Below are 18,679 nucleotides of genomic sequence, written 5' to 3'. Positions count from 1 at the left end.
GGTTACTGGATGCCCCGCTTTCGCGGGGCATGACGGATTACAATTTCCGTTAGTTCAAGGCCTCGTCCAGCAACGCCTTGAGCTGCGCGAGATGCTTCGACATCAAACCGGTGGCGGTCGCCGCGGCCGCGGCGCGCCCGGCGTAACGCGGGCGCTTGTTCGGCGCGTTGATCTGGTTCAGTACCCATTCGAGATAGGGCTCGATGAAGTGCCATGCGCCCATGTTGCGCGGCTCTTCCTGGCACCACACCAGTTCGGCGCTCTTGAACCGCCCAAGCTCCTGCACCAGCGCCTTCAACGGCACCGGGTAGAGCTGTTCGACGCGCATGATGTAGACATCGTCGATGCCGCGCTTTTCGCGCTCGTCGTAGATGTCGTAATACACCTTGCCCGAACACAGCACGACGCGGCGGATCTTGTCATCCGGCACCAGCTTGATCTTTTCGTCGGGCAGCATCGCCGCATCATCGTAGAGCAGACGATGGAACGTGGTATTGGCGCCGAGTTCGTCGAGCCGCGAGACCGCGCGCTTGTGCCGCAGCAGCGACTTCGGCGTCATCAGGATCAGGGGCTTGCGGATTTCGCGATGCAGCTGGCGCCGCAGCACATGGAAGAAATTGGCCGGCGTGGTGGCGTGAACCACCTGCATATTGTCTTCGGCGCACATCTGCAGAAAGCGCTCGAGCCGCGCGGAAGAATGCTCCGGTCCCTGCCCTTCATAGCCGTGCGGCAGCATGCAGACGAGACCCGACATACGCAGCCATTTGCGTTCGCCCGAGGAGATGAACTGGTCGAACAACACCTGGGCGCCGTTGGCAAAATCGCCGAACTGCGCTTCCCAGATCGTCAGCGCCGTCGGCTCCGCCAGCGAATAGCCGTACTCGAAGCCGAGCACCGCTTCTTCCGAGAGCAGCGAATTGATGACCTCGTAATGGCCCTGGTCGCCGCCGAGATGATTGAACGGCGTATAGCGGCTCTCATCTTCCTGATCGATCAGCACCGAATGCCGCTGCGAGAATGTGCCGCGCTCGGAATCCTGTCCCGACAGCCGGACGTGATGGCCTTCCTGCAATAACGTACAGAACGCCAAAGCCTCGCCGGTCGCCCAATCGATCCCGACGCCGCTGTCGATCGCCTTGGCGCGATTTTCCAGGAACCGCTGCACGGTGCGGTGAACCCGGAAGCCATCGGCCACCTTGGTGATCTTGCGGCCGATATCCTTCAAGACCGAGACATCGACGCCGGTGACGCCGCGGCGCGGATCTTCTTCTGCATCCGCGGACTTGAAGCCGGCCCATTTGCCGTCGAGCCAGTCGGCCTTGTTGGGCTTGTAGCCCGAGCCGGCTTCGAGTTCGGCATCGAGCCGGGCGCGCCAGTCGGCCTTGGCCTTGTCGACCTCGCCCTCGGTCATCACGCCTTCGCCGATCAGCCGCTTGGAATAGATCTCAAGCGTGGTCGGATGCGAGGCGATCTTCCGGTACATGACCGGCTGGGTGAACGCCGGCTCGTCGCCTTCGTTGTGGCCATGCCGGCGATAGCAGAACATGTCGATGACGACAGGCTTGTGGAACTTCTGCCGGAATTCGATCGCGACCTTGGCCGCGAACACCACGGCTTCCGGATCGTCGCCATTCACATGGAAGATCGGCGCGTCGATCATCTTCGCCACATCGGATGGATAGGGCGAGGAGCGCGAATAGCGCGGATAGGTGGTGAACCCGATCTGGTTGTTGACGATGAAATGCAGCGAGCCGCCGGTGCGATAGCCCTTCAGGTCGGACAGACCGAAGCATTCCGCCACCACGCCCTGGCCGGCGAACGCGGCATCGCCATGCATCAACAGCGGCAGCACCGAGATGCGCTGGTCCGGCGGATCGCCATGCTGGTCCTGCTTGGCGCGCACCTTGCCCAGCACCACCGGATCGACGATTTCCAGATGCGACGGATTGGCGGTGAGCGAAAGATGGATCCGGTTGTTGTCGAACTCGCGGTCCGACGACGCACCCAGATGATATTTGACGTCGCCGGAGCCCTCGACCACATCCGGATTGGCCGAGCCGCCCTTGAATTCATGGAACAGCGCGCGGTGCGGCTTGCCCATCACCTGCGTCAAGACGTTGAGGCGTCCGCGATGCGGCATGCCGACCACGATTTCCTTGACGCCAAGATTGCCGCCGCGCTTGATGATCTGTTCCAGCGCCGGGATCAGCGATTCAGCACCGTCCAGACCGAAGCGCTTGGTGCCGGTGAATTTGATATCGCAGAATTTCTCGAAGCCCTCGGCCTCGACCAGCTTCATCAGGATGGCGCGCCGGCCCTCGCGGGTGAAACTGATTTCCTTGTCCGGCCCCTCGATACGCTCCTGGATCCAGCTCTTATGCGCGGCGTTGGTGATGTGCATGAACTCGACGCCGAGCGTCTGGCAGTAGGTGCGCTCGCAGATCGCAACGATTTCCCGCAAGCTGGCGTATTCCATGCCGAGCACGTGATCGAGGAAGATCTTGCGGTCGAAATCGCCCTCGGCAAAGCCGTAGGAACGCGGATCGAGTTCCTCGCGATCGCGCGGCGCCTCGATGCCGAGCGGATCGAGCTTGGCGTGGAAATGCCCGCGCATGCGGTAGGCCCGAATCAGCATCAGGGCGCGCACCGAATCGCGCGTCGCCTGATGGACATCGGCCGGGGTCAGTTCGGCGCCTTTAGCCTTTGCCTGGGCCTCGGCCTTGGCCGCAAGCTTGGTACCGACAACCTTTTCGACTTCCGCCCAATTGCCGTCGAGCGCGGAGGTCAGATCGTCGCGCGGCGTCAGCGGCCAATTGTCCCGTCCCCAGGACGGTCCCTCGGCGTTCTTGCGGACGTCGGCTGGCGGGTCTTTCAGGCTCTTGAAGAAGTCCTGCCACTCGGCGTCGACCGAGGAGGGGTCTTTCTCGTAGCGGGCGTAGATGTCGTCGATGTAGGGGGCGTTTGTGCCCTGCAAAAAGGAGGAGAGAGCAAATGCGGCATTCGCGTCTTGGCGAGACATGATTGCGTCCTGGTGATTTCGGTTCGCGCATGGAAAACGGCGCAACAGCCGATCCGGGTACCGGATCAGCATGATAGGAGGCCTTTTACCCTATTTAGGGCAAATGTGCGCCCCGAAAAGAGCCAAGGACTGAATTAAGACTTCAATTTTTCGACAAGGGTCTTTCCGAGCCGGGCCGGCGACGGGGAAACCGTGATTCCGGCGGCTTCCATCGCCGCGGTCTTGGAACCGGCATCGCCCTTGCCGCCGGAAATGATCGCGCCGGCATGGCCCATGCGGCGTCCGGGAGGTGCGGTGACGCCGGCGATGAAGCCGACCATCGGCTTCTTGCGGCCGCGCTTGGCCTCGTCTTTGAGGAACTGCGCGGCGTCTTCCTCGGCCGATCCGCCGATTTCCCCGATCATGACGATCGAGGTCGTGTTGGGGTCGGCCAGAAACATCTCCAGCACGTCGATGAATTCGGTGCCCTTGACCGGATCGCCGCCGATGCCGACCGCTGTGGTCTGGCCGAGACCCTCCTGGGTGGTCTGGAATACGGCTTCATAGGTCAGCGTGCCCGAACGCGAGACGATGCCGACATTGCCGGGCTTGAAGATATTCGCCGGCATGATGCCGATCTTGCACTCGCCTGCCGTCATGACGCCCGGGCAGTTCGGTCCGATCAGCCGCGATTTCGATCCGCTCAAGGATCTTTTGACCCGCACCATGTCGAGCACCGGAATGCCCTCGGTGATGCAGACGATCAGCGGAATCTCAGCGTCGATGGCTTCGCAGATCGCATCCGCAGCACCGGGCGGCGGTACATAGATCACGCTGGCATCGGCGCCGGTCTTGTCGCGGGCCTCGGCCACGGTGTCGAACACCGGCAGGCCAAGATGCGTCGCGCCGCCTTTGCCCGGCGAAGTGCCGCCGACCATCTTGGTGCCATAGGCGATCGCCGCCTCGGAATGAAACGTGCCGTTCTTGCCGGTGAAGCCCTGGCAGATGACCTTGGTATTTTTGCCGATCAGGATGGACATGGTTGGGACTGCTTTCGCGAGACGATCGATAAGGGGGTCAGTGGGTGCGCCGGTAGACGCCGGTGAGCACGTCGGCCCACCCTTCCGCGTCAGGCGAGAACTGGATTTTCATGGAGTAATTGTTGTCGTCGATGACTTCATAGACATGGCGCGCATTGCCGCGCAGCGAGCCACGCACCAGGATCAGGGTTTTGCCGGTCCAGCCGCCGGAGGCCGGCGACGGCGGGTAATAGCCGAGCGAATCGTGCCAGAATAATTTGTAGAGCCGATCCTCGCGGTCGTAGGTGAACACGCCGTGGGTGGCAAAGCTTTCCTTGCCGTCGCGAACCTGGCGGGTGTCCTGTATCAGATAAAAACCGTTGAGATCGATGCGCGCCACGACATGCGAGGTGGCGGGTCCTCCCGCGGTCCAGCGCGAGGGATAGACCATCTCTTCGCCGCTCCACTCGCCCGCGAACACCGCAAGCTTGCGGTGTTCCTCGAGCGGCGCCGGTGCAGCGAGATGGTCGGGCATCGATCTATCCCCCCTTCACGGCCTTGACGATCTTCTGCGCGGCATCGTCGAGATCGTCGGCCGGCAGCACGTTGAGGCCGCTCTCCCGGATGATCTTCTTGCCGGCATCGACATTGGTGCCCTCGAGCCGCACCACCAGGGGAACCTTGAGGCCGACTTCCTTCACCGCCGCGACCACGCCCTCGGCGATAATGTCGCATTTCATGATGCCGCCGAAAATATTGATCAGGATACCCTTCACGTTGGGATCGGCGGTGATGATCTTGAACGCCGCGGTGACCTTGGTCTTGTCGGCGCCGCCGCCGACATCGAGGAAGTTCGCCGGCGCCATGCCGTAGAGCTTGATGATGTCCATGGTCGCCATCGCGAGACCGGCGCCGTTGACCATGCACCCGATGGTGCCGTCGAGGGTGATGTAGTTGAGATCGTATTTGGAAGCCTCGATCTCCTTGGCGTCTTCTTCGGTCTCGTCGCGCAGCGCCACCACATCGGGATGGCGATAAAGCGCATTGCCGTCGAACGATACCTTGGCATCGAGTACCCGCAGGTCGCCCTGCTTGGTCACGACCAGCGGGTTGATTTCCAGCATCGCCATGTCCTTGGCGGTGAAGGCCGTATAGAGCTGCGTCACCAGCTTTTCCGCCTGTTTGGCGAGATCGCCGGACAGACCCAGCGCCTTGGCGACGGTGCGGCCATGGTGGCCCATGATGCCGGTGGCGGGATCGACCGAAAAGGTCACGATCTTCTCGGGTGTGTTGTGCGCGACATCCTCGATGTTGACGCCGCCTTCGGTGGACACCACGAACGACACTTCGGAAGTTTCGCGGTTGACCAGGATCGAGAGATAAAACTCCTTGTCGATGTCGGAGCCTTCCTCGACATAAAGCCGGTTGACCTGCTTGCCATGCGGTCCGGTCTGCACCGTGACCAGCGTGGCGCCGAGCATCTGCTTGGCGAACTCATTGACCTCGGCGACCGATTTGGCGATGCGCACACCGCCCTTGTCGCCGGCGGACGTTTCCTTGAACTTGCCCTTGCCGCGGCCGCCGGCATGGATCTGGCTCTTCACCACCCAGATCGGTCCCGGAAGCGTCTTGGCGGCGACGTCGGAATCCGAAGCCCGCAGCACCGGGACGCCCTTCGAGATCGGCACCCCGAATTCGTGCAGCAGCGCCTTGGCCTGGTATTCATGGATGTTCATTTGGACGGTCCCCGAACCTTGGTGCGGTGAAATCAGAATTCAGATCAGTTTCGCGTCTGGTATACTATATACCAAAGAGACTGCAAATTCGGAACTTCATCGCGTTGGTGCTGCTTGATCCCGAAGTCCGCGCCGCAAGGCCCGCGAACTTCGAAGGGTGGCGCGCCGGCAATCGATCGACTCGATTGACCGGCGGTAGCTAATGCGGTCAGCGGCCGAGCAGATCCGGCGCGATTTTCTTGCAGGCGTCGACCAGACCCTGCACCGCGCCGACCGACTTGTCGAATGCTTCGCGCTCCTTGCCGGCCAGCTCGATCTCGACGATCCGCTCGACACCCTTCGATCCGATCACGACGGGGACGCCGACATACATATCCTTCACGCCGTATTCGCCGTTGAGATAGGCCGCGCAGGGCATCACGCGCTTCTTGTCGCGCAGATAGCTCTCGGCCATCGCAATCGCGGACGCGGCCGGCGCATAGAACGCCGAGCCGGTCTTCAGGAGATTGACGATCTCGGCTCCGCCATTGCGGGTACGGTCGACGATCTCGTCGATTCGCGCCTGCGAGGTCCAGCCCATCTTCACCAGATCGGGCAAGGGAATGCCGGCCACCGTGGAATATTTCACCAGCGGCACCATGGTATCGCCGTGGCCGCCCAGCACGAAGGCGGTGACGTCTTCGACCGAGACGTTGAATTCGTCGGCGAGGAAATAGCGAAAGCGCGAGGAATCCAGCACCCCGGCCATGCCCACCACCTTCTTGTGCGGCATCCCGGACGCCTTCTGCAGCGCCCACACCATCGCGTCGAGCGGGTTGGTGATGCAGATGACGAAGGCGTCGGGGGCGTATTTCTTGATGCCGGCGCCGACCTGCTCCATCACCTTGAGATTGATGCTCAGGAGATCGTCGCGGCTCATGCCGGGCTTGCGCGGCACACCGGCGGTGACGATGCAGACCTTGGCGTTGTCGAGCGCCTCATAGGAATTGGCGCCGGTGAAATGCGCGTCAAACCCGTCGACCGGCGAGGACTGCGCGATATCGAGCGATTTGCCTTGCGGTACGCCCTCGGCGATGTCGAACATCACGACATCGCCCAATTCCTTCAGGCCGATGAGATGAGCCAGCGTTCCGCCGATCTGACCGGAGCCAATCAAAGCAATCTTGTCGCGCGCCATGGGAAATCTGTCCTTTGAACACGAAGGAAGGGGATGGAAAGAAGCTACTCGCTGGTTATCCCTTTCGCCTGATACGTTCAAGCCGGAGCATGCTCAATTGTCCGCCCTGCCTTGATTTCGATCAGGGGGCCCGCGTCATTCCGGGGCGCGTCAAGGACGCGACCGGTATGACGGCCTAAGTTTCCACCAGCCCGGTGCTCGACCCGCTGGCCGCGGAATCCTTGTGTCCGTGGGGCCGCGCCAGATAGGATTCCGAACTCATCTCGATCAGCCGCGACGAAGTCCGCTTGAACTCGTTGGCCTCGTTGCCCTCGCTCGCGACATAGAGCGACACCGGATCGGCTTCTGCCGATGCCAGCAGCTTCACGGCGTTGTCATAGAGGGTGTCGATCAGGGCGATGAACCGCTTGGCGGGGTTGCGGTCGGCATATTCCATTACCGGAATGTGGTCGATGATGATGGTGTGATAGTCGCGCGCCAGCCGGAGGTAGTCGGATGCGGCAAGTGGCTGTTCGCAGATCTCGGCGAATGAAAACCGCGCGACGCCGTGCGACGAACACGGCACGTGCAGGACCCGGCCCTTGATCGAGATATCGCGCGGCTGGCATGGCGCATTGCCGGTCATCCGCGCCCACGCATGGGCCAGCGCGGCATCGGCGCCCGCATCAGCCGGCACCAGCCACATTTTCACGCCGGCGAGCTTTTCCAGCCGGAAATCCGTGCGCGCATCGAGCCGCAGCACGTCCATATGCTCCGATATCTGCGCAATAAAAGGCAGGAACAGCGCCCGGTTCAGGCCGCCCTTGTAGAGGTCGTCGGGCGCGACATTGGAGGTCGCCACCACCACGGTGCCGAGTTCGAACAGCTTTGTGAACAGCCGCCCCAGGATCATCGCGTCCGCGATGTCGGTGACGTGGAATTCGTCGAAACACAACAGCCAGGCCTGGTCGAAGATCGCCGCGGCCGTGAGCCCGATCACATCGCCGTCGGCGATTTCGCCGCGCGCGATACTCTGCCGCAAGCCGAAAATCCGCTCATGCACCTCGGCCATGAACTCATGGAAATGCGCCCGGCGCTTGTGCTCGATCGGGCTCTGCTGGAAAAACAGATCCATCAGCATGGTCTTGCCGCGCCCGACCTCGCCATGAACATAGAGACCGCGCGGCGGCGCCTCGTCCTTGTCGGCAAACAGCCGGCCGAGCAGGCCCTGCTTGCGGACCGGCTTGTAGCGCACCAGCCGCTGCTCGAGATCCGCGAAGGCCTCGGCAGCCTCCGCCTGCGCCGCATCGGGCTCGATCGCGCCGGAGGAGACGAGGGCCTGGTAATGGGCGCGGAACGAACTGGGCGAGGTGGACAGCATGGCCCACCTTACGGCCCCAGGGTTACGAAAATTGCAAGCCGCGAATTGGTGCAGGGGCTATGCGCAGGTATTTTCACACCCGGGACAGCCGGACCGATGGCGGCTGTGGATAAGGTTCACGCGCTCAGCGCGTAGGAATCCTCGACCACATAGGGGCCGCCGCCGGTGGACGCCCGCGACGAGAACAGCACGAACCGCGACGCCGTAAATACCCGGGTCGGAAAATAGCCGCGCACCGACAGATAATCCGCGACGTCCTGATTGGAGGCATCGCGCAGCCGTGCCAGCGTCACATGGGGGGTAAATTTGCGGCCTTCGGGGTCAAGCCCGATACGCTGCATCAGGCGTTCCAGCTCGGCCTGCAGCTCGATCAGGGGCCGGCTCGGCACCACCGAGGCCACCACCGCGCGGGGTTTTTTGCCACCGAAGCTGGAGAGGCCCTGCAGCGCGACCTCGAACGGCTTGCGGTTGACCCGGAACAGCATCGAGGCGATTTCGTTGGCCGCGATGCCGTCGATATCGCCGATGAAGCGCAGGGTAACGTGATAATTTTCGGGGTCGATCCAGCGCGCGCCCGGCAGGCCGCCACGCAAATTGGAAAGCGTCTGGCCGATCTCGGCCGGAATTTCCAGTCCAGTGAACAAACGCGGCATCGCAGGACTCCCGATGCTGAAACCCGGTACGAATCACCGATCGTTATTTTCTACAGTAGTTATGTGACTCTGCGAAGCATCCGGCGTTAAGGATCGGGCAACACTTGCGTTTAAGGTTATCATTGCCCGTTTTTCAACTGTGTTGCCCGGATATCGTGCCGAGAAATGCCTCCACGATAGGCAAGATGTTTTTGACGATCACGTCAACGCCCTCCGCCGTCGGATGCAAACCGTCCGCCTGATTGAGCCTGGGGTCGGCGGCCACGCCCTCGAGGAAAAATGGATACAGCGGCACATCAAGCGATTTGGCCAGATCCGGATAGATCGTATTGAAACGCGCCGAATAATCGCTTCCGTAGTTCGGCGGCGCGAGCATCCCGCACAACAGAACCGATATTTTGCGCGCCTTCAGCCGCGTCACGATATCCGTCAATGCCGCGCGGGTGACTGAAGGATCAGTGCCACGCAAGGCATCGTTGGCGCCGAGTTCGACGATCACGGCCTGGGTGCCCTCGGGGACCGACCAGTCGAGCCGGTCGCGGCCGCCTGAACTGGTGTCGCCGGACACCCCGGCGTTGATCATATCGATCACTATCCCCTTGGACTTCAAAGCATTTTGCAAGCGCGCCGGGAATGCCGACGGCGCCGGCAGGCCAAGACCGGCGCTCAGCGAATCCCCCAGCACCACCATCCTGACCGGTTTTGCCCCGCTGGTTGCCGGGGGTTGGGCCGAGGTCTGCGCCAAGGCCGGTTCCACCGCCATCAGCGCCAGGCTCAACACGAGCATGTGCACGAACATCCGCAGCCGCCTCTCGACCGCGCCGCCGGAAGTGCCATATGACCGATCCATGGACAGTCTCATCGAACCCTCGTCACTGGCCGGCCTTGAGCCGGACACCATTGCCATCTCGAACGTCAATCTCTCGCTCGGCGCGGGCGCGGCGCGCGTTCATATCCTCAAGGACATCAGCCTGCGGGTGGCGTCAGGCGAGGCGATCGGCCTGATCGGGCCGTCAGGTTCGGGAAAGTCCACCTTGCTGATGGTGATGGCGGGGTTGGAGCGTCCTGACAGCGGAGAGGTGGTGGTCAACGGCACCCCTTTCAATGCCCTCGACGAGGATGCGCTGGCGCGCTTTCGCGGCCGCCAGGTCGGCATCGTGTTCCAGTCGTTCCATCTGATTCCAACGATGACGGCGCTGGAAAACGTCGCGGTGCCGCTGGAGCTGGCCGGCAATCCCGATGCCTCGCGGCGCGCGGCACAGGAACTGACATCGGTCGGTCTCGGCGACCGCCTGCATCATTATCCCACCCAATTGTCGGGCGGCGAGCAGCAGCGCGTGGCCCTGGCCCGCGCGCTGGCGCCCGATCCCGCGATCCTGGTGGCCGACGAGCCCACCGGCAATCTCGATGAGGCCACCGGCAAGCAGATCGTCGATTTGCTGTTCACCAAACATGCCGAGCGCGGCATGACGCTGGTGCTGGTGACCCACGACACCTCGCTGGCGCAGCGCTGCGACCGCGTGGTGCGGCTGCGCTCGGGCCGGATCGATAGCCCCGTTGCGGAACGCGAAACCGCTTCATGACGCAAATCACTTCATTGACGGGGGCTTCCGAATCCGTCGGCAACGGCCGCGCGGCATCGCTTCCGCTGCGCTATGCCATGCGCGAATTGCGCGGGGGCTTGCGCGGCTTTTACGTTTTCATCGCCTGCATCGCGCTCGGCGTGATGGCGATTGCCGGCGTCGGCTCGGTCGCGGCGAGCCTTGGCGAGGGGCTGGCGCGCGAGGGCCGCACCCTGCTCGGCGGCGATGTGGCGTTCTCCCTGATCCAGCGCGAGGCCAAGCCGGACGAAGTCGCACTGCTGCGTTCGCGCGGCGAAGTCTCGGTCGCGGTGACGCTGCGCGGCATGGCGCGCGCCGGCGACGGCCGGCTTGCTTTGGTCGAACTCAAGGCGGTCGACGGCGCCTATCCGATGCTGGGCGAGGTGACGCTGGCGCCGAAAATACCGGTGCCGGATTTGCTGGCGGAGCGCGACGGCGCCTTCGGCGCCGCGGCTGATCCGACCTTGCTGGCAAGGCTCGATCTGAAAGTCGGCGACCGCGTCACCGTCGGCAGCGCGACCTTTCAGATCCGCAGCGTGGTCGACGGTGAGCCCGACAAGCTCTCCGGCGGGGTCGGCTTCGGTCCGCGATTCCTGATCAGTGAACCCGCGCTGCGCGCCACGCAATTGCTGCAGCCCGGCAGTCTGGTGCGCTGGACCTATCGGGTGAAGCTGCCGGACAATGCGACCGACGATCGCGCCGCCACCGCGCTGGCCGACGATGTGCGAAACGCGTTGCCGGAAGCGGGCTGGGAAATCCGCACCCGCGCCAACGCCTCGCCGCAGCTCGAGCGCACCATCAGCCGCTTCACCCAGTTTCTCACTCTGGTCGGCCTCGCCGCGCTGCTGGTCGGCGGCGTCGGCGTCGCCAATGCGGTCAAAAGCCATATCGATCGCCGCCGCGACGTGATCGCGGCCTTCAAGGCGCTGGGCGCCACCGGCCGCGACGTGTTTGCGATCTATCTGACGCAGGTGACCGTGCTCGCCGTGATCGGTTCGGTAATCGGCCTGGTCGCCGGCGCCGCATTGCCGTTCGTCATCGTCGGCCTGTTCGGCAAGCTGTTGCCGCTGCCGGTGGTGCCGGCGCTGCATGTCGATGAGCTGCTGATGTCGCTGGTCTACGGCCTTTTGACCGCGCTCGCGTTCGGGCTGTGGCCGCTCGGTCTCGTGCACGACGTGCCGGTGGCGGCGCTGTTTCGCGAGGCCGTGGCCAGCCAGTGGCATCGCCCGCGCTGGCGCTATCTGGCTTTGATGAGTCTCGTGATCGCGCTGCTGATCGCGGTCGTGATCGGGCTCGCTTACGACAAGCGCGTCGCGGCTGTGTTCGTCGCCTCCTCGATCGTGGTGTTCGCGCTGCTGCGCGGCATCGCCGCGGGCTTGATGGCGCTGGCGCGCCGCCTGCCCCGGACCCGCATCACCATGCTGCGGCTGGCGATCGCCAATATCTACCGGCCGGGCGCGCTGACGCCCTCGGTAGTGATGTCGCTTGGTCTTGGCCTCGCGGTGCTGGTGACGATCACCCAGATCGACGGCAATCTGCGGCGGCAATTCCTGGCGGCATTGCCGGACCGCGCGCCGTCGTTCTATTTCATCGATATTCCCGCCACCGAAGCCGACCGCTTCGGCGCCTTCCTGAAACAGACCGAACCGCAATCGACCGTCGAGGACGTGCCGATGCTGCGCGGGCGCATCGTCGCGGCGCGCGGCGTCAAGGCCGAAGACCTCAAGGCTTCGACCGACAGCGAATGGGTGCTGCAGAGCGACCGCGGCCTGACCTATACCGGCGAAATCCCGAAGGGTTCGAAGATCGTCGAAGGCAAATGGTGGGGCGCCGACTATGACGGCCCGCCGCTGATCTCGATCGAGAAGAAGATCGCCGACGGACTCAAGCTAAAACTCGGCGACGAAATCGTCGTCAATGTGCTCGGCCGCGATATCCCGGCGACGATCGGCAACATGCGCACCGTCGACTGGCAAGGCCTCGGCATCAATTTCGTGCTGGTGTTCTCGCCCAACGCCTTTCGGGGCGCGCCGCACACCCATATCGCGACGCTGACCGAGGCCCATCCGGACGCCACCGGCGATGCCCGGATCATCAAATCGGTGGCCGATGCGTTTCCGATGGTCACCAGCGTGCGGGTCCGCGAAGCGCTGGAGACCATCGGCACCGTCATCACCAACCTCGTGCTGGCGATCCGCGGCGCCAGCGCGGTAACGTTGATTTCCGCCATTCTGGTACTGGGCGGAGCACTCGCCGCCGGCCATCGCCACCGCGTCTATGACGCCGTCATCCTCAAGACGCTCGGGGCGACACGGGCGCGGCTGCTCGGCGCCTATGCGCTGGAATATCTGATGATCGGCTTTGCCACCGCTGTTTTCGGTGTCATCGCCGGTTCCGTTGCGGCCTGGCTGATCGTGACCCGGCTGATGACGCTAAGCTTCATCTGGCAGGCGGGCAGCGCCGCCGCCGTGGTGGCGGCCGCGCTGATCGTCACGGTGGGGCTGGGCCTCGCCGGCACCCTGCTGGCGCTGAACCAGAAGCCGGCCACCGTGTTGCGGAATTTGTGACAAATTGAAACACCCGGCGCCGCTGCATTAAGGCATCGGTCCGGAATCGGCTGGCGGAGCGACATTCAGCCGCGCATCGTAGCTTGCGGGGAATGTGCTAGTTTCCCACATATCAGCTTGGGCCAGACGCCGGTTTGATGACACAAAGTTAATGTCGGCAATCGGTGGTATCTGGGATAGATTTCTGAGCCTGCGCCGCAAACCCCCTTGCGCTCCGCCGGACAAACAACGGGAATTCGACCATGTCGGACCTAGACCGTAACTACGCTTCTCCTTTCGGCCGGGCCGCCGGGCGCGTTGACGCCGCGACCGTCGACGCCGGTCTGCGCGCCTACATGCTGCGCATCTACAATTACATGAGCATTGGGCTGGCCATCACCGGCCTCGCCGCGCTCGGCGTCTATATGGCGGCGGTAACGGCGGATCCTTCCGCCGGCGCGATCCGGATCGGCAGTTCGTATCTGACGCCGTTCGGCTATGCGATGTTCGTGAGCCCGCTGAAATGGCTGTTCATGCTGGCGCCGCTGGCGATGGTGTTCGTGATCTCGGCCGGCATCAACCGGCTGCGGCCGGCGACCGCCCAGATGCTGTTCTGGGTGTTCTCGGCGCTGATGGGCGTTTCGCTGTCGTCGATCTTCCTGGTGTATACCCACACCTCGATCGTGCGGGTGTTCTTCATCACCGCGGCCACCTTCGGCGCCTTGAGCCTCTATGGCTACACCACCAAGCGTGACATGACCGGCATGGGCTCGTTCCTGATCATGGGCCTGTTCGGCATCATCATCGCGAGCCTGGTCAATATCTTCCTCGCCAGTTCGATGCTGCAATTCGTCGTATCGGTGATCGGCGTGCTGGTGTTTGCGGGCCTTACCGCCTGGGATACCCAGCGGCTGAAGAACGATTACATCTACGGCTACGCCTCGCAGGGCGGTGACGTGGCGGAGCGTGCGGCGATCACCGGTGCGCTGTCGCTCTATTTGAACTTCATCAACCTGTTCACGCTGCTGCTGCAGCTGCTAGGCCAGCGCGACTGATCGACCGCAGGTAACGGATGATAAAAGCCCCGGCCTTGCGGCCGGGGCTTTTCTTTTGCGCCACGCAAAAATAATCTCAGCGCCATGTCCGAGCTTGAAATCAGGCCCACCATCGCGGCCGACCTGCCCTTCATTACCGGGATTTACGATCATGCGGTCCGCTTCGGCACCGCGACCTTCGAGCTGGTCCCGCCGGATCTCGCTGAGATGACGCGGCGCTTCGACGCCTTGATGGACGGCGGCTTTCCCTATCTCGCCGCCCTGCTCGATGGCCGGGTGATCGGATACGCCTATGCCGGGGCGTACCGGCCGCGGCCGGCCTATCGCTTCACGGTGGAAAATTCGGTCTATCTGCAGCCGGCGATCCATCGCCGCGGAATCGGTCTGCAATTGCTGCGGCGGCTGATCCTGGAGTCCGAAGCGCGCGGCCATCGCCAGATGATCGCGGTGATCGGCGATTCCGCCAACGCCGGATCGATCGGCGTACACAGCCGATGCGGATTCCAGATGATCGGAACCCATCCCAATGTCGGCTTCAAGTTCGGCCGCTGGCTCGACACCGTGATGATGCAGCGCCCGCTCGGCGAAGGCGCGAGCACCCTGCCTGCCGCAGCGCTGCGCGCCGATCCGGAATGACGGATGGAAATCAGACTACCGCAAGCTTGCGGTCGATCACCAGCAACACACGATCGAGTTCGTGGCCGCGGCGCAGGATCAGCCCGCTCGCCGAGATCACGCTATATATTCCCTGCTTGCGCGCGAGCCGCGGATCTTTTTCGATGCGATAGATCGGAACTTCGGAAGCGCGGCGGAACACCGAAAACACCGCGCGATCCCGCAGGAAATCGATGGCATAGTCGCGCCATTCGCCATCGGCGACCATGCGCCCGTACAGATTGAGGATGCGATTGAGTTCGAGACGATTGAACGTCACCCGGCTTGGCAACGGACCCGCAGCGGCATTGCGCGCCGCTGCGCGACTCTCGCTTGGATCGGTTTCCTCCGACATCGAACTCATGGGCACCTCCTCCTGTCATCTCACAGACATGATCGCGCCGACTGACCTTCGCTGCAAGAGGCCCGTGGCGGCTTGGCACGCGACGGATCGTCGGCACTGTATTTCCGACCGGACACACACCGTCACGGGATCGTTAGTGGAATCATAATACCGCCCCACTTCCGCCCATCGACCGCCCTTCTGGATTGCGACAAGAAAACCCTGCGTTGGCCCGGTCCTTTCGACACCGGATTCCTCAGCCCCCAGCCCCCCGGGGTCGTCGGGATCGGGCCTGTTCGCAGAATAGTTTATCCCCATACTGGGCCAACGAAAGTTGGTCCTTTTTCTTTTGGGGCTCCCGACATTCGATTGGTTCTTTTCGGTGCCGTGGAACCCACTACCGCATCGCGGCAACACGCCTGTCGCCACCCGGATGCGGGGAAGGTACCGTCTCGAAGGATGGCAGGACCGGCGGCGGCAACGATCCGGGGTATGCGGATGCCGTCGGCAAATTTGCGATGACGAAGCCATGGCGCCGCCGGTCGCGCGGAAGCCTGGCGGTCAAAGACGCCCGAGCAGACGATTTGAAAAGATAATCAGTGCAGCGACGTGTATGCCGCGCCCAGCATCAGGCCGGGCTTGTCGCGATTGCCGTCCTGGACATAGACCGCCGCGGCATCGACGCCCTCGCGGGAAATATTTTCCAGCGGCACGGTCCAGCTGCCGGCACTGCCGTTCCAGTCGCCGACCTTCAGGAGGTTACGCACGACATTGTGGTAGGTGACTTCGCGACCGCGATTCTCACCGCGCCCGATCGCAATCGACACTTCCTTGGAGATCGAACAGATCCATATTTCACCGTGCATCGCGGCGGGGCCCTTTTCGGACGCCGCCACCGACACCGTGATCTGCTTGCCCGCCAGCGTCATCGAAACCGGCAACGACATCACGCCATCGGTCTTCCGGGTATCACCGATCGCACCCTCGATGCCGGCACGATCGCTGCCGACCAAATGCGCCGAACCGTTGACGACCACTTGCGGGGTGTAGACGCCGCGATCACCGCGGACCCGCGAATAGGCCTGCTGACGTGCGCTGAAGCGCGCATCCGCCAGCGTGTCCTTCCAACCAAGATAATCCCAGTAATCAATCGGCATGCTCAGCGCGATCACCGACGGATCCTTGGCGAGTTCGCCGATAACCTTGTCGGCGGGTGGGCACGACGAACAGCCTTGCGAGGTAAACAGTTCGACCACCGCGCGCGGTTCGGCAAGGGCCGGACGGATGATGGCGACGATCGCGCAGACGCCAAGCGCTCCCGACCACCGCGAAATACAATTATAGGCCATCATCGCTGTCATACTGGGAACCCAGACTTTGCGCTGCCGCCGTTAATACATCTCACCGTTAACGCATTGCAGCATTCGAGCACACCGGCCTTCAAACAAGAAGGCGGCCCTTTTTAGGCCGCCTTCCCTTCTCTCGCCACTCACTTCGCAGTGAGCCATCGATCACGATCGCATCATGCGATCACAATCGCATCACGCGGCGAGCTTGCGCAGCACGTAATGCAGGATGCCGCCGTTCCGGTAATATTCGAGTTCGTCGAGCGTATCGATCCGGCATAGCAGCGAAACGCGCCGCAACGAGCCGTCGCCGGACACGATCTCCGCCGTCAGTTTCTGACGCGGCTTCAGATCGCCCTGCAATCCCCGTATTGTTACGGTCTCATCGCCCTTCAGCCCGATTGACTGCCACGATGCGCCGTCTTCGAAGGTCAGCGGCAACACGCCCATCCCGACCAGATTGGAGCGATGAATGCGCTCGAAGCTCTGGCAGATCACGGCGCGGACGCCGAGCAGCCGCGTTCCCTTCGCGGCCCAGTCCCGCGACGAGCCGTTGCCATATTCGGCGCCGGCGAACACCACCAGCGGCACTTTCTCGGCCTGATATTTCATGGCGGCATCGTAGATCGACATCTGCTCGCCGTCGGGCCAATGCTTGGTCAGGCCGCCTTCGGGAATGTTGCCGTCGGCGCCCTTCAGCATGAAGTTCTTGATGCGGATGTTGGCGAAGGTGCCGCGCATCATGATTTCATGGTTACCGCGCCGTGTACCGTATTGATTGAAATCGGCCGGACGCACCTGATGCTCCGACAGATATTTCCCCGCCGGCGATGTCAGCTTGATCGCGCCGGCCGGCGAGATGTGATCGGTGGTGATCTTGTCGCCGAACATCGCCAGAATCCGCGCATCGACCACGTCGATGATCGGCTCCGGCTCTTTCTTCATGCCCTCGAAATAAGGCGGGTTCTGCACATAGGTCGAGCTCATGTTCCAGCGATAGGTCTCGCTCTCGACAGTCTTGATCTTGCGCCAGTTGGTGTCGCCCTTGAACACATCGGCGTAGCGCTTCTTGAAGATCGCCGCCGTCACGAATTTTTTCATGAAGGCGTTGATCTCCTTGGTCGTCGGCCAGATGTCTTTCAGATACACCGGCTTGCCGTCCTTGCCGATGCCGAGCGGCTCGGCCACCAGATCCTTGGTCACCGTTCCCGCCAGCGCATAGGCCACCACCAGCGGCGGCGAGGCCAGGTGCGGCCTTCGAAGTTTCTGTTACCGGACAGCACGGCGGCGGCGATGATGCCATTGTCGTTGATCGATTTGGAAATCTCCTCCGGCAACGGGCCCGAATTGCCGATGCAGGTGGTGCAGCCGAAGCCGACCAGGTTGAATCCGACCTTGTCGAGTTCGAGCTGCAGTCCGGAATTGGAAAGATATTCAGCGACCACCTGGCTGCCCGGCGCCAGCGAGGTCTTGACCCAGGGCTTTGCGGTCAGGCCCTTGGCGGCGGCGTTGCGAGCCAGAAGCCCGGCGCCGATCAACACGCTCGGATTGGAGGTGTTGGTGCAGGAGGTGATGGCCGCGATCACGACGTCGCCATGGCCGAGATCGAAATTGCGGTTCTCGACCGGATAGCGCTTCGAGGCATCGGCGGCCTTCTTGTACTCGGATGTCATCGCCGCGGCGAAACCGTCGGCGACCGCGGGCAGCGCGACGCGGCCTTCGGGGCGCTTCGGTCCGGCCATCGAGGGAACCACGTCGCCGAGATCGAGGATCAAGGTTTCCGTGAACACCGGATCGAGCGATTTGGCGGTGCGGAACAGGCCCTGCGCCTTGGCGTAGGCGGTGACCAGCGCGACGCGGTCGGACTTGCGGCCGGAGGTTTTGAGATAATCGATGGTCTCGGCATCGACCGGGAAGTAGCCGCAGGTGGCGCCGTATTCCGGCGCCATGTTGCCGATGGTCGCCTTGTCCGCGACCGAGAGATGATCGAGGCCCGGTCCGAAGAACTCGACGAATTTTCCGACAACGCCCTGCTTGCGCAGCATCTGCGTCACCGTCAGCACCAGATCGGTCGCGGTGACGCCTTCCTTCATCTGGCCCTTGAGCTTGAAGCCGACCACCTCCGGCAGCAGCATCGACAGCGGCTGACCCAGCATGCAGGCTTCCGCCTCGATGCCGCCGACGCCCCAGC

14 protein-coding genes and 1 pseudogene are annotated in these 18,679 nt (G+C 63.0%); 4 read left to right on the top strand and 11 right to left on the bottom strand.

Features of this window, described 5'->3' with window-relative positions; all coding sequences use genetic code 11:
• Positions 1 to 49: 49 nt before the first annotated feature.
• The 8 genes from ABR948_RS15245 to ABR948_RS15210 form a co-directional block, all read right to left on the bottom strand.
• Positions 50 to 3,019 carry a 2-oxoglutarate dehydrogenase E1 component gene (locus ABR948_RS15245; protein ID WP_428119247.1) on the bottom strand — a complete coding sequence of 990 codons (2,970 nt, stop codon included), beginning with the start codon at positions 3,017 to 3,019 and terminating at the stop codon, positions 50 to 52.
• A 134-nt stretch (positions 3,020 to 3,153) separates the two neighbouring features.
• Positions 3,154 to 4,038, bottom strand: a complete 885-nt coding sequence (sucD, locus tag ABR948_RS15240) for a succinate--CoA ligase subunit alpha (protein WP_428119245.1) — start codon at positions 4,036 to 4,038, stop codon at positions 3,154 to 3,156.
• Between the two features lie 37 nt (positions 4,039 to 4,075).
• Entirely contained in the window at positions 4,076 to 4,552 is a 477-nt protein-coding gene (locus ABR948_RS15235) for a DUF1579 family protein (RefSeq protein WP_428119243.1), read from the bottom strand.
• A 4-nt stretch (positions 4,553 to 4,556) separates the two neighbouring features.
• On the bottom strand, positions 4,557 to 5,753 hold the full coding sequence (sucC, locus tag ABR948_RS15230; RefSeq protein WP_428119241.1) for an ADP-forming succinate--CoA ligase subunit beta: 1,197 nt from the start codon (positions 5,751 to 5,753) through the stop codon (positions 4,557 to 4,559).
• A 208-nt stretch (positions 5,754 to 5,961) separates the two neighbouring features.
• On the bottom strand, positions 5,962 to 6,930 hold the full coding sequence (gene mdh, locus ABR948_RS15225; RefSeq protein WP_428119239.1) for a malate dehydrogenase: 969 nt from the start codon (positions 6,928 to 6,930) through the stop codon (positions 5,962 to 5,964).
• 175 nt (positions 6,931 to 7,105) lie between these two features.
• On the bottom strand, positions 7,106 to 8,290 hold the full coding sequence (gene zapE, locus ABR948_RS15220) for a cell division protein ZapE (RefSeq protein ID WP_428119237.1): 1,185 nt from the start codon (positions 8,288 to 8,290) through the stop codon (positions 7,106 to 7,108).
• A 116-nt stretch (positions 8,291 to 8,406) separates the two neighbouring features.
• Positions 8,407 to 8,943 carry an RNA 2',3'-cyclic phosphodiesterase gene (gene thpR / locus ABR948_RS15215; RefSeq protein WP_428119235.1) on the bottom strand — a complete coding sequence of 179 codons (537 nt, stop codon included), beginning with the start codon at positions 8,941 to 8,943 and terminating at the stop codon, positions 8,407 to 8,409.
• Positions 8,944 to 9,076: 133 nt separating this feature from the next.
• On the bottom strand, positions 9,077 to 9,736 hold the full coding sequence (locus ABR948_RS15210; RefSeq protein WP_428119275.1) for an arylesterase: 660 nt from the start codon (positions 9,734 to 9,736) through the stop codon (positions 9,077 to 9,079).
• A gap of 55 nt (positions 9,737 to 9,791) precedes the next feature.
• Here ABR948_RS15210 and ABR948_RS15205 point away from each other — a divergent pair, with 55 nt between their 5' ends.
• The 4 genes from ABR948_RS15205 to ABR948_RS15190 all read left to right on the top strand — a co-directional run bounded on the left by ABR948_RS15205 (position 9,792) and on the right by ABR948_RS15190 (position 14,781).
• On the top strand, positions 9,792 to 10,526 hold the full coding sequence (locus ABR948_RS15205; protein WP_428119233.1) for an ABC transporter ATP-binding protein: 735 nt from the start codon (positions 9,792 to 9,794) through the stop codon (positions 10,524 to 10,526).
• Positions 10,523 to 13,111 (top strand): ABC transporter permease, encoded by a 2,589-nt coding sequence (locus ABR948_RS15200; protein WP_428119231.1) that lies wholly within the window; start codon positions 10,523 to 10,525, stop codon positions 13,109 to 13,111. The genes ABR948_RS15205 and ABR948_RS15200 overlap by 4 nt, the downstream gene beginning before the upstream one ends.
• A gap of 242 nt (positions 13,112 to 13,353) precedes the next feature.
• On the top strand, positions 13,354 to 14,145 hold the full coding sequence (locus tag ABR948_RS15195; RefSeq protein ID WP_428119228.1) for a Bax inhibitor-1/YccA family protein: 792 nt from the start codon (positions 13,354 to 13,356) through the stop codon (positions 14,143 to 14,145).
• An 84-nt stretch (positions 14,146 to 14,229) separates the two neighbouring features.
• The gene (locus ABR948_RS15190; protein ID WP_428119226.1) at positions 14,230 to 14,781 is read left to right on the top strand and encodes a GNAT family N-acetyltransferase; all 552 of its coding nucleotides are present in this window, start codon (positions 14,230 to 14,232) and stop codon (positions 14,779 to 14,781) included.
• 10 nt (positions 14,782 to 14,791) lie between these two features.
• On the opposite strand, the gene ABR948_RS15185 is transcribed toward ABR948_RS15190, so the two are convergent.
• From ABR948_RS15185 to acnA, 3 genes and pseudogenes are all read right to left on the bottom strand, one after another.
• Positions 14,792 to 15,163, bottom strand: a complete 372-nt coding sequence (locus ABR948_RS15185) for a DUF2794 domain-containing protein (RefSeq protein WP_428119224.1) — start codon at positions 15,161 to 15,163, stop codon at positions 14,792 to 14,794.
• A 575-nt stretch (positions 15,164 to 15,738) separates the two neighbouring features.
• Complete coding sequence (locus ABR948_RS15180; RefSeq protein ID WP_428119222.1) at positions 15,739 to 16,503, bottom strand: DUF1223 domain-containing protein; 765 nt, start codon at positions 16,501 to 16,503, stop codon at positions 15,739 to 15,741.
• 180 nt (positions 16,504 to 16,683) lie between these two features.
• A pseudogene (acnA, locus tag ABR948_RS15175) lies at positions 16,684 to 18,679 on the bottom strand (aconitate hydratase AcnA); the annotation flags it as partial.

It is taken from the genome of Bradyrhizobium sp., from assembly GCF_050014615.1.
Taxonomy (GTDB): Bacteria; Pseudomonadota; Alphaproteobacteria; order Rhizobiales; family Xanthobacteraceae; genus Bradyrhizobium.
Note: the sequence above shows the minus strand (reverse complement) of the source record. Positions and strands in the feature narration are given on the sequence as shown.

What these genes read in the sequence shown, in the direction of transcription:
- ABR948_RS15190 (WP_428119226.1), top strand. Translation starts at nt 14,230, where the DNA reads ATGTCCGAGCTTGAAATCAGGCCCACCATCGCGGCCGACCTGCCCTTC.
- ABR948_RS15205 (WP_428119233.1), top strand. Translation starts at nt 9,792, where the DNA reads ATGGACAGTCTCATCGAACCCTCGTCACTGGCCGGCCTTGAGCCGGAC.
- sucD (WP_428119245.1), bottom strand. Translation starts at nt 4,038, where the DNA reads ATGTCCATCCTGATCGGCAAAAATACCAAGGTCATCTGCCAGGGCTTC.
- ABR948_RS15195 (WP_428119228.1), top strand. Translation starts at nt 13,354, where the DNA reads ATGTCGGACCTAGACCGTAACTACGCTTCTCCTTTCGGCCGGGCCGCC.
- ABR948_RS15235 (WP_428119243.1), bottom strand. Translation starts at nt 4,552, where the DNA reads ATGCCCGACCATCTCGCTGCACCGGCGCCGCTCGAGGAACACCGCAAG.
- ABR948_RS15180 (WP_428119222.1), bottom strand. Translation starts at nt 16,503, where the DNA reads ATGACAGCGATGATGGCCTATAATTGTATTTCGCGGTGGTCGGGAGCG.
- ABR948_RS15200 (WP_428119231.1), top strand. Translation starts at nt 10,523, where the DNA reads ATGACGCAAATCACTTCATTGACGGGGGCTTCCGAATCCGTCGGCAAC.
- zapE (WP_428119237.1), bottom strand. Translation starts at nt 8,290, where the DNA reads ATGCTGTCCACCTCGCCCAGTTCGTTCCGCGCCCATTACCAGGCCCTC.
- sucC (WP_428119241.1), bottom strand. Translation starts at nt 5,753, where the DNA reads ATGAACATCCATGAATACCAGGCCAAGGCGCTGCTGCACGAATTCGGG.
- ABR948_RS15245 (WP_428119247.1), bottom strand. Translation starts at nt 3,019, where the DNA reads ATGTCTCGCCAAGACGCGAATGCCGCATTTGCTCTCTCCTCCTTTTTG.
- ABR948_RS15185 (WP_428119224.1), bottom strand. Translation starts at nt 15,163, where the DNA reads ATGAGTTCGATGTCGGAGGAAACCGATCCAAGCGAGAGTCGCGCAGCG.
- thpR (WP_428119235.1), bottom strand. Translation starts at nt 8,943, where the DNA reads ATGCCGCGTTTGTTCACTGGACTGGAAATTCCGGCCGAGATCGGCCAG.
- mdh (WP_428119239.1), bottom strand. Translation starts at nt 6,930, where the DNA reads ATGGCGCGCGACAAGATTGCTTTGATTGGCTCCGGTCAGATCGGCGGA.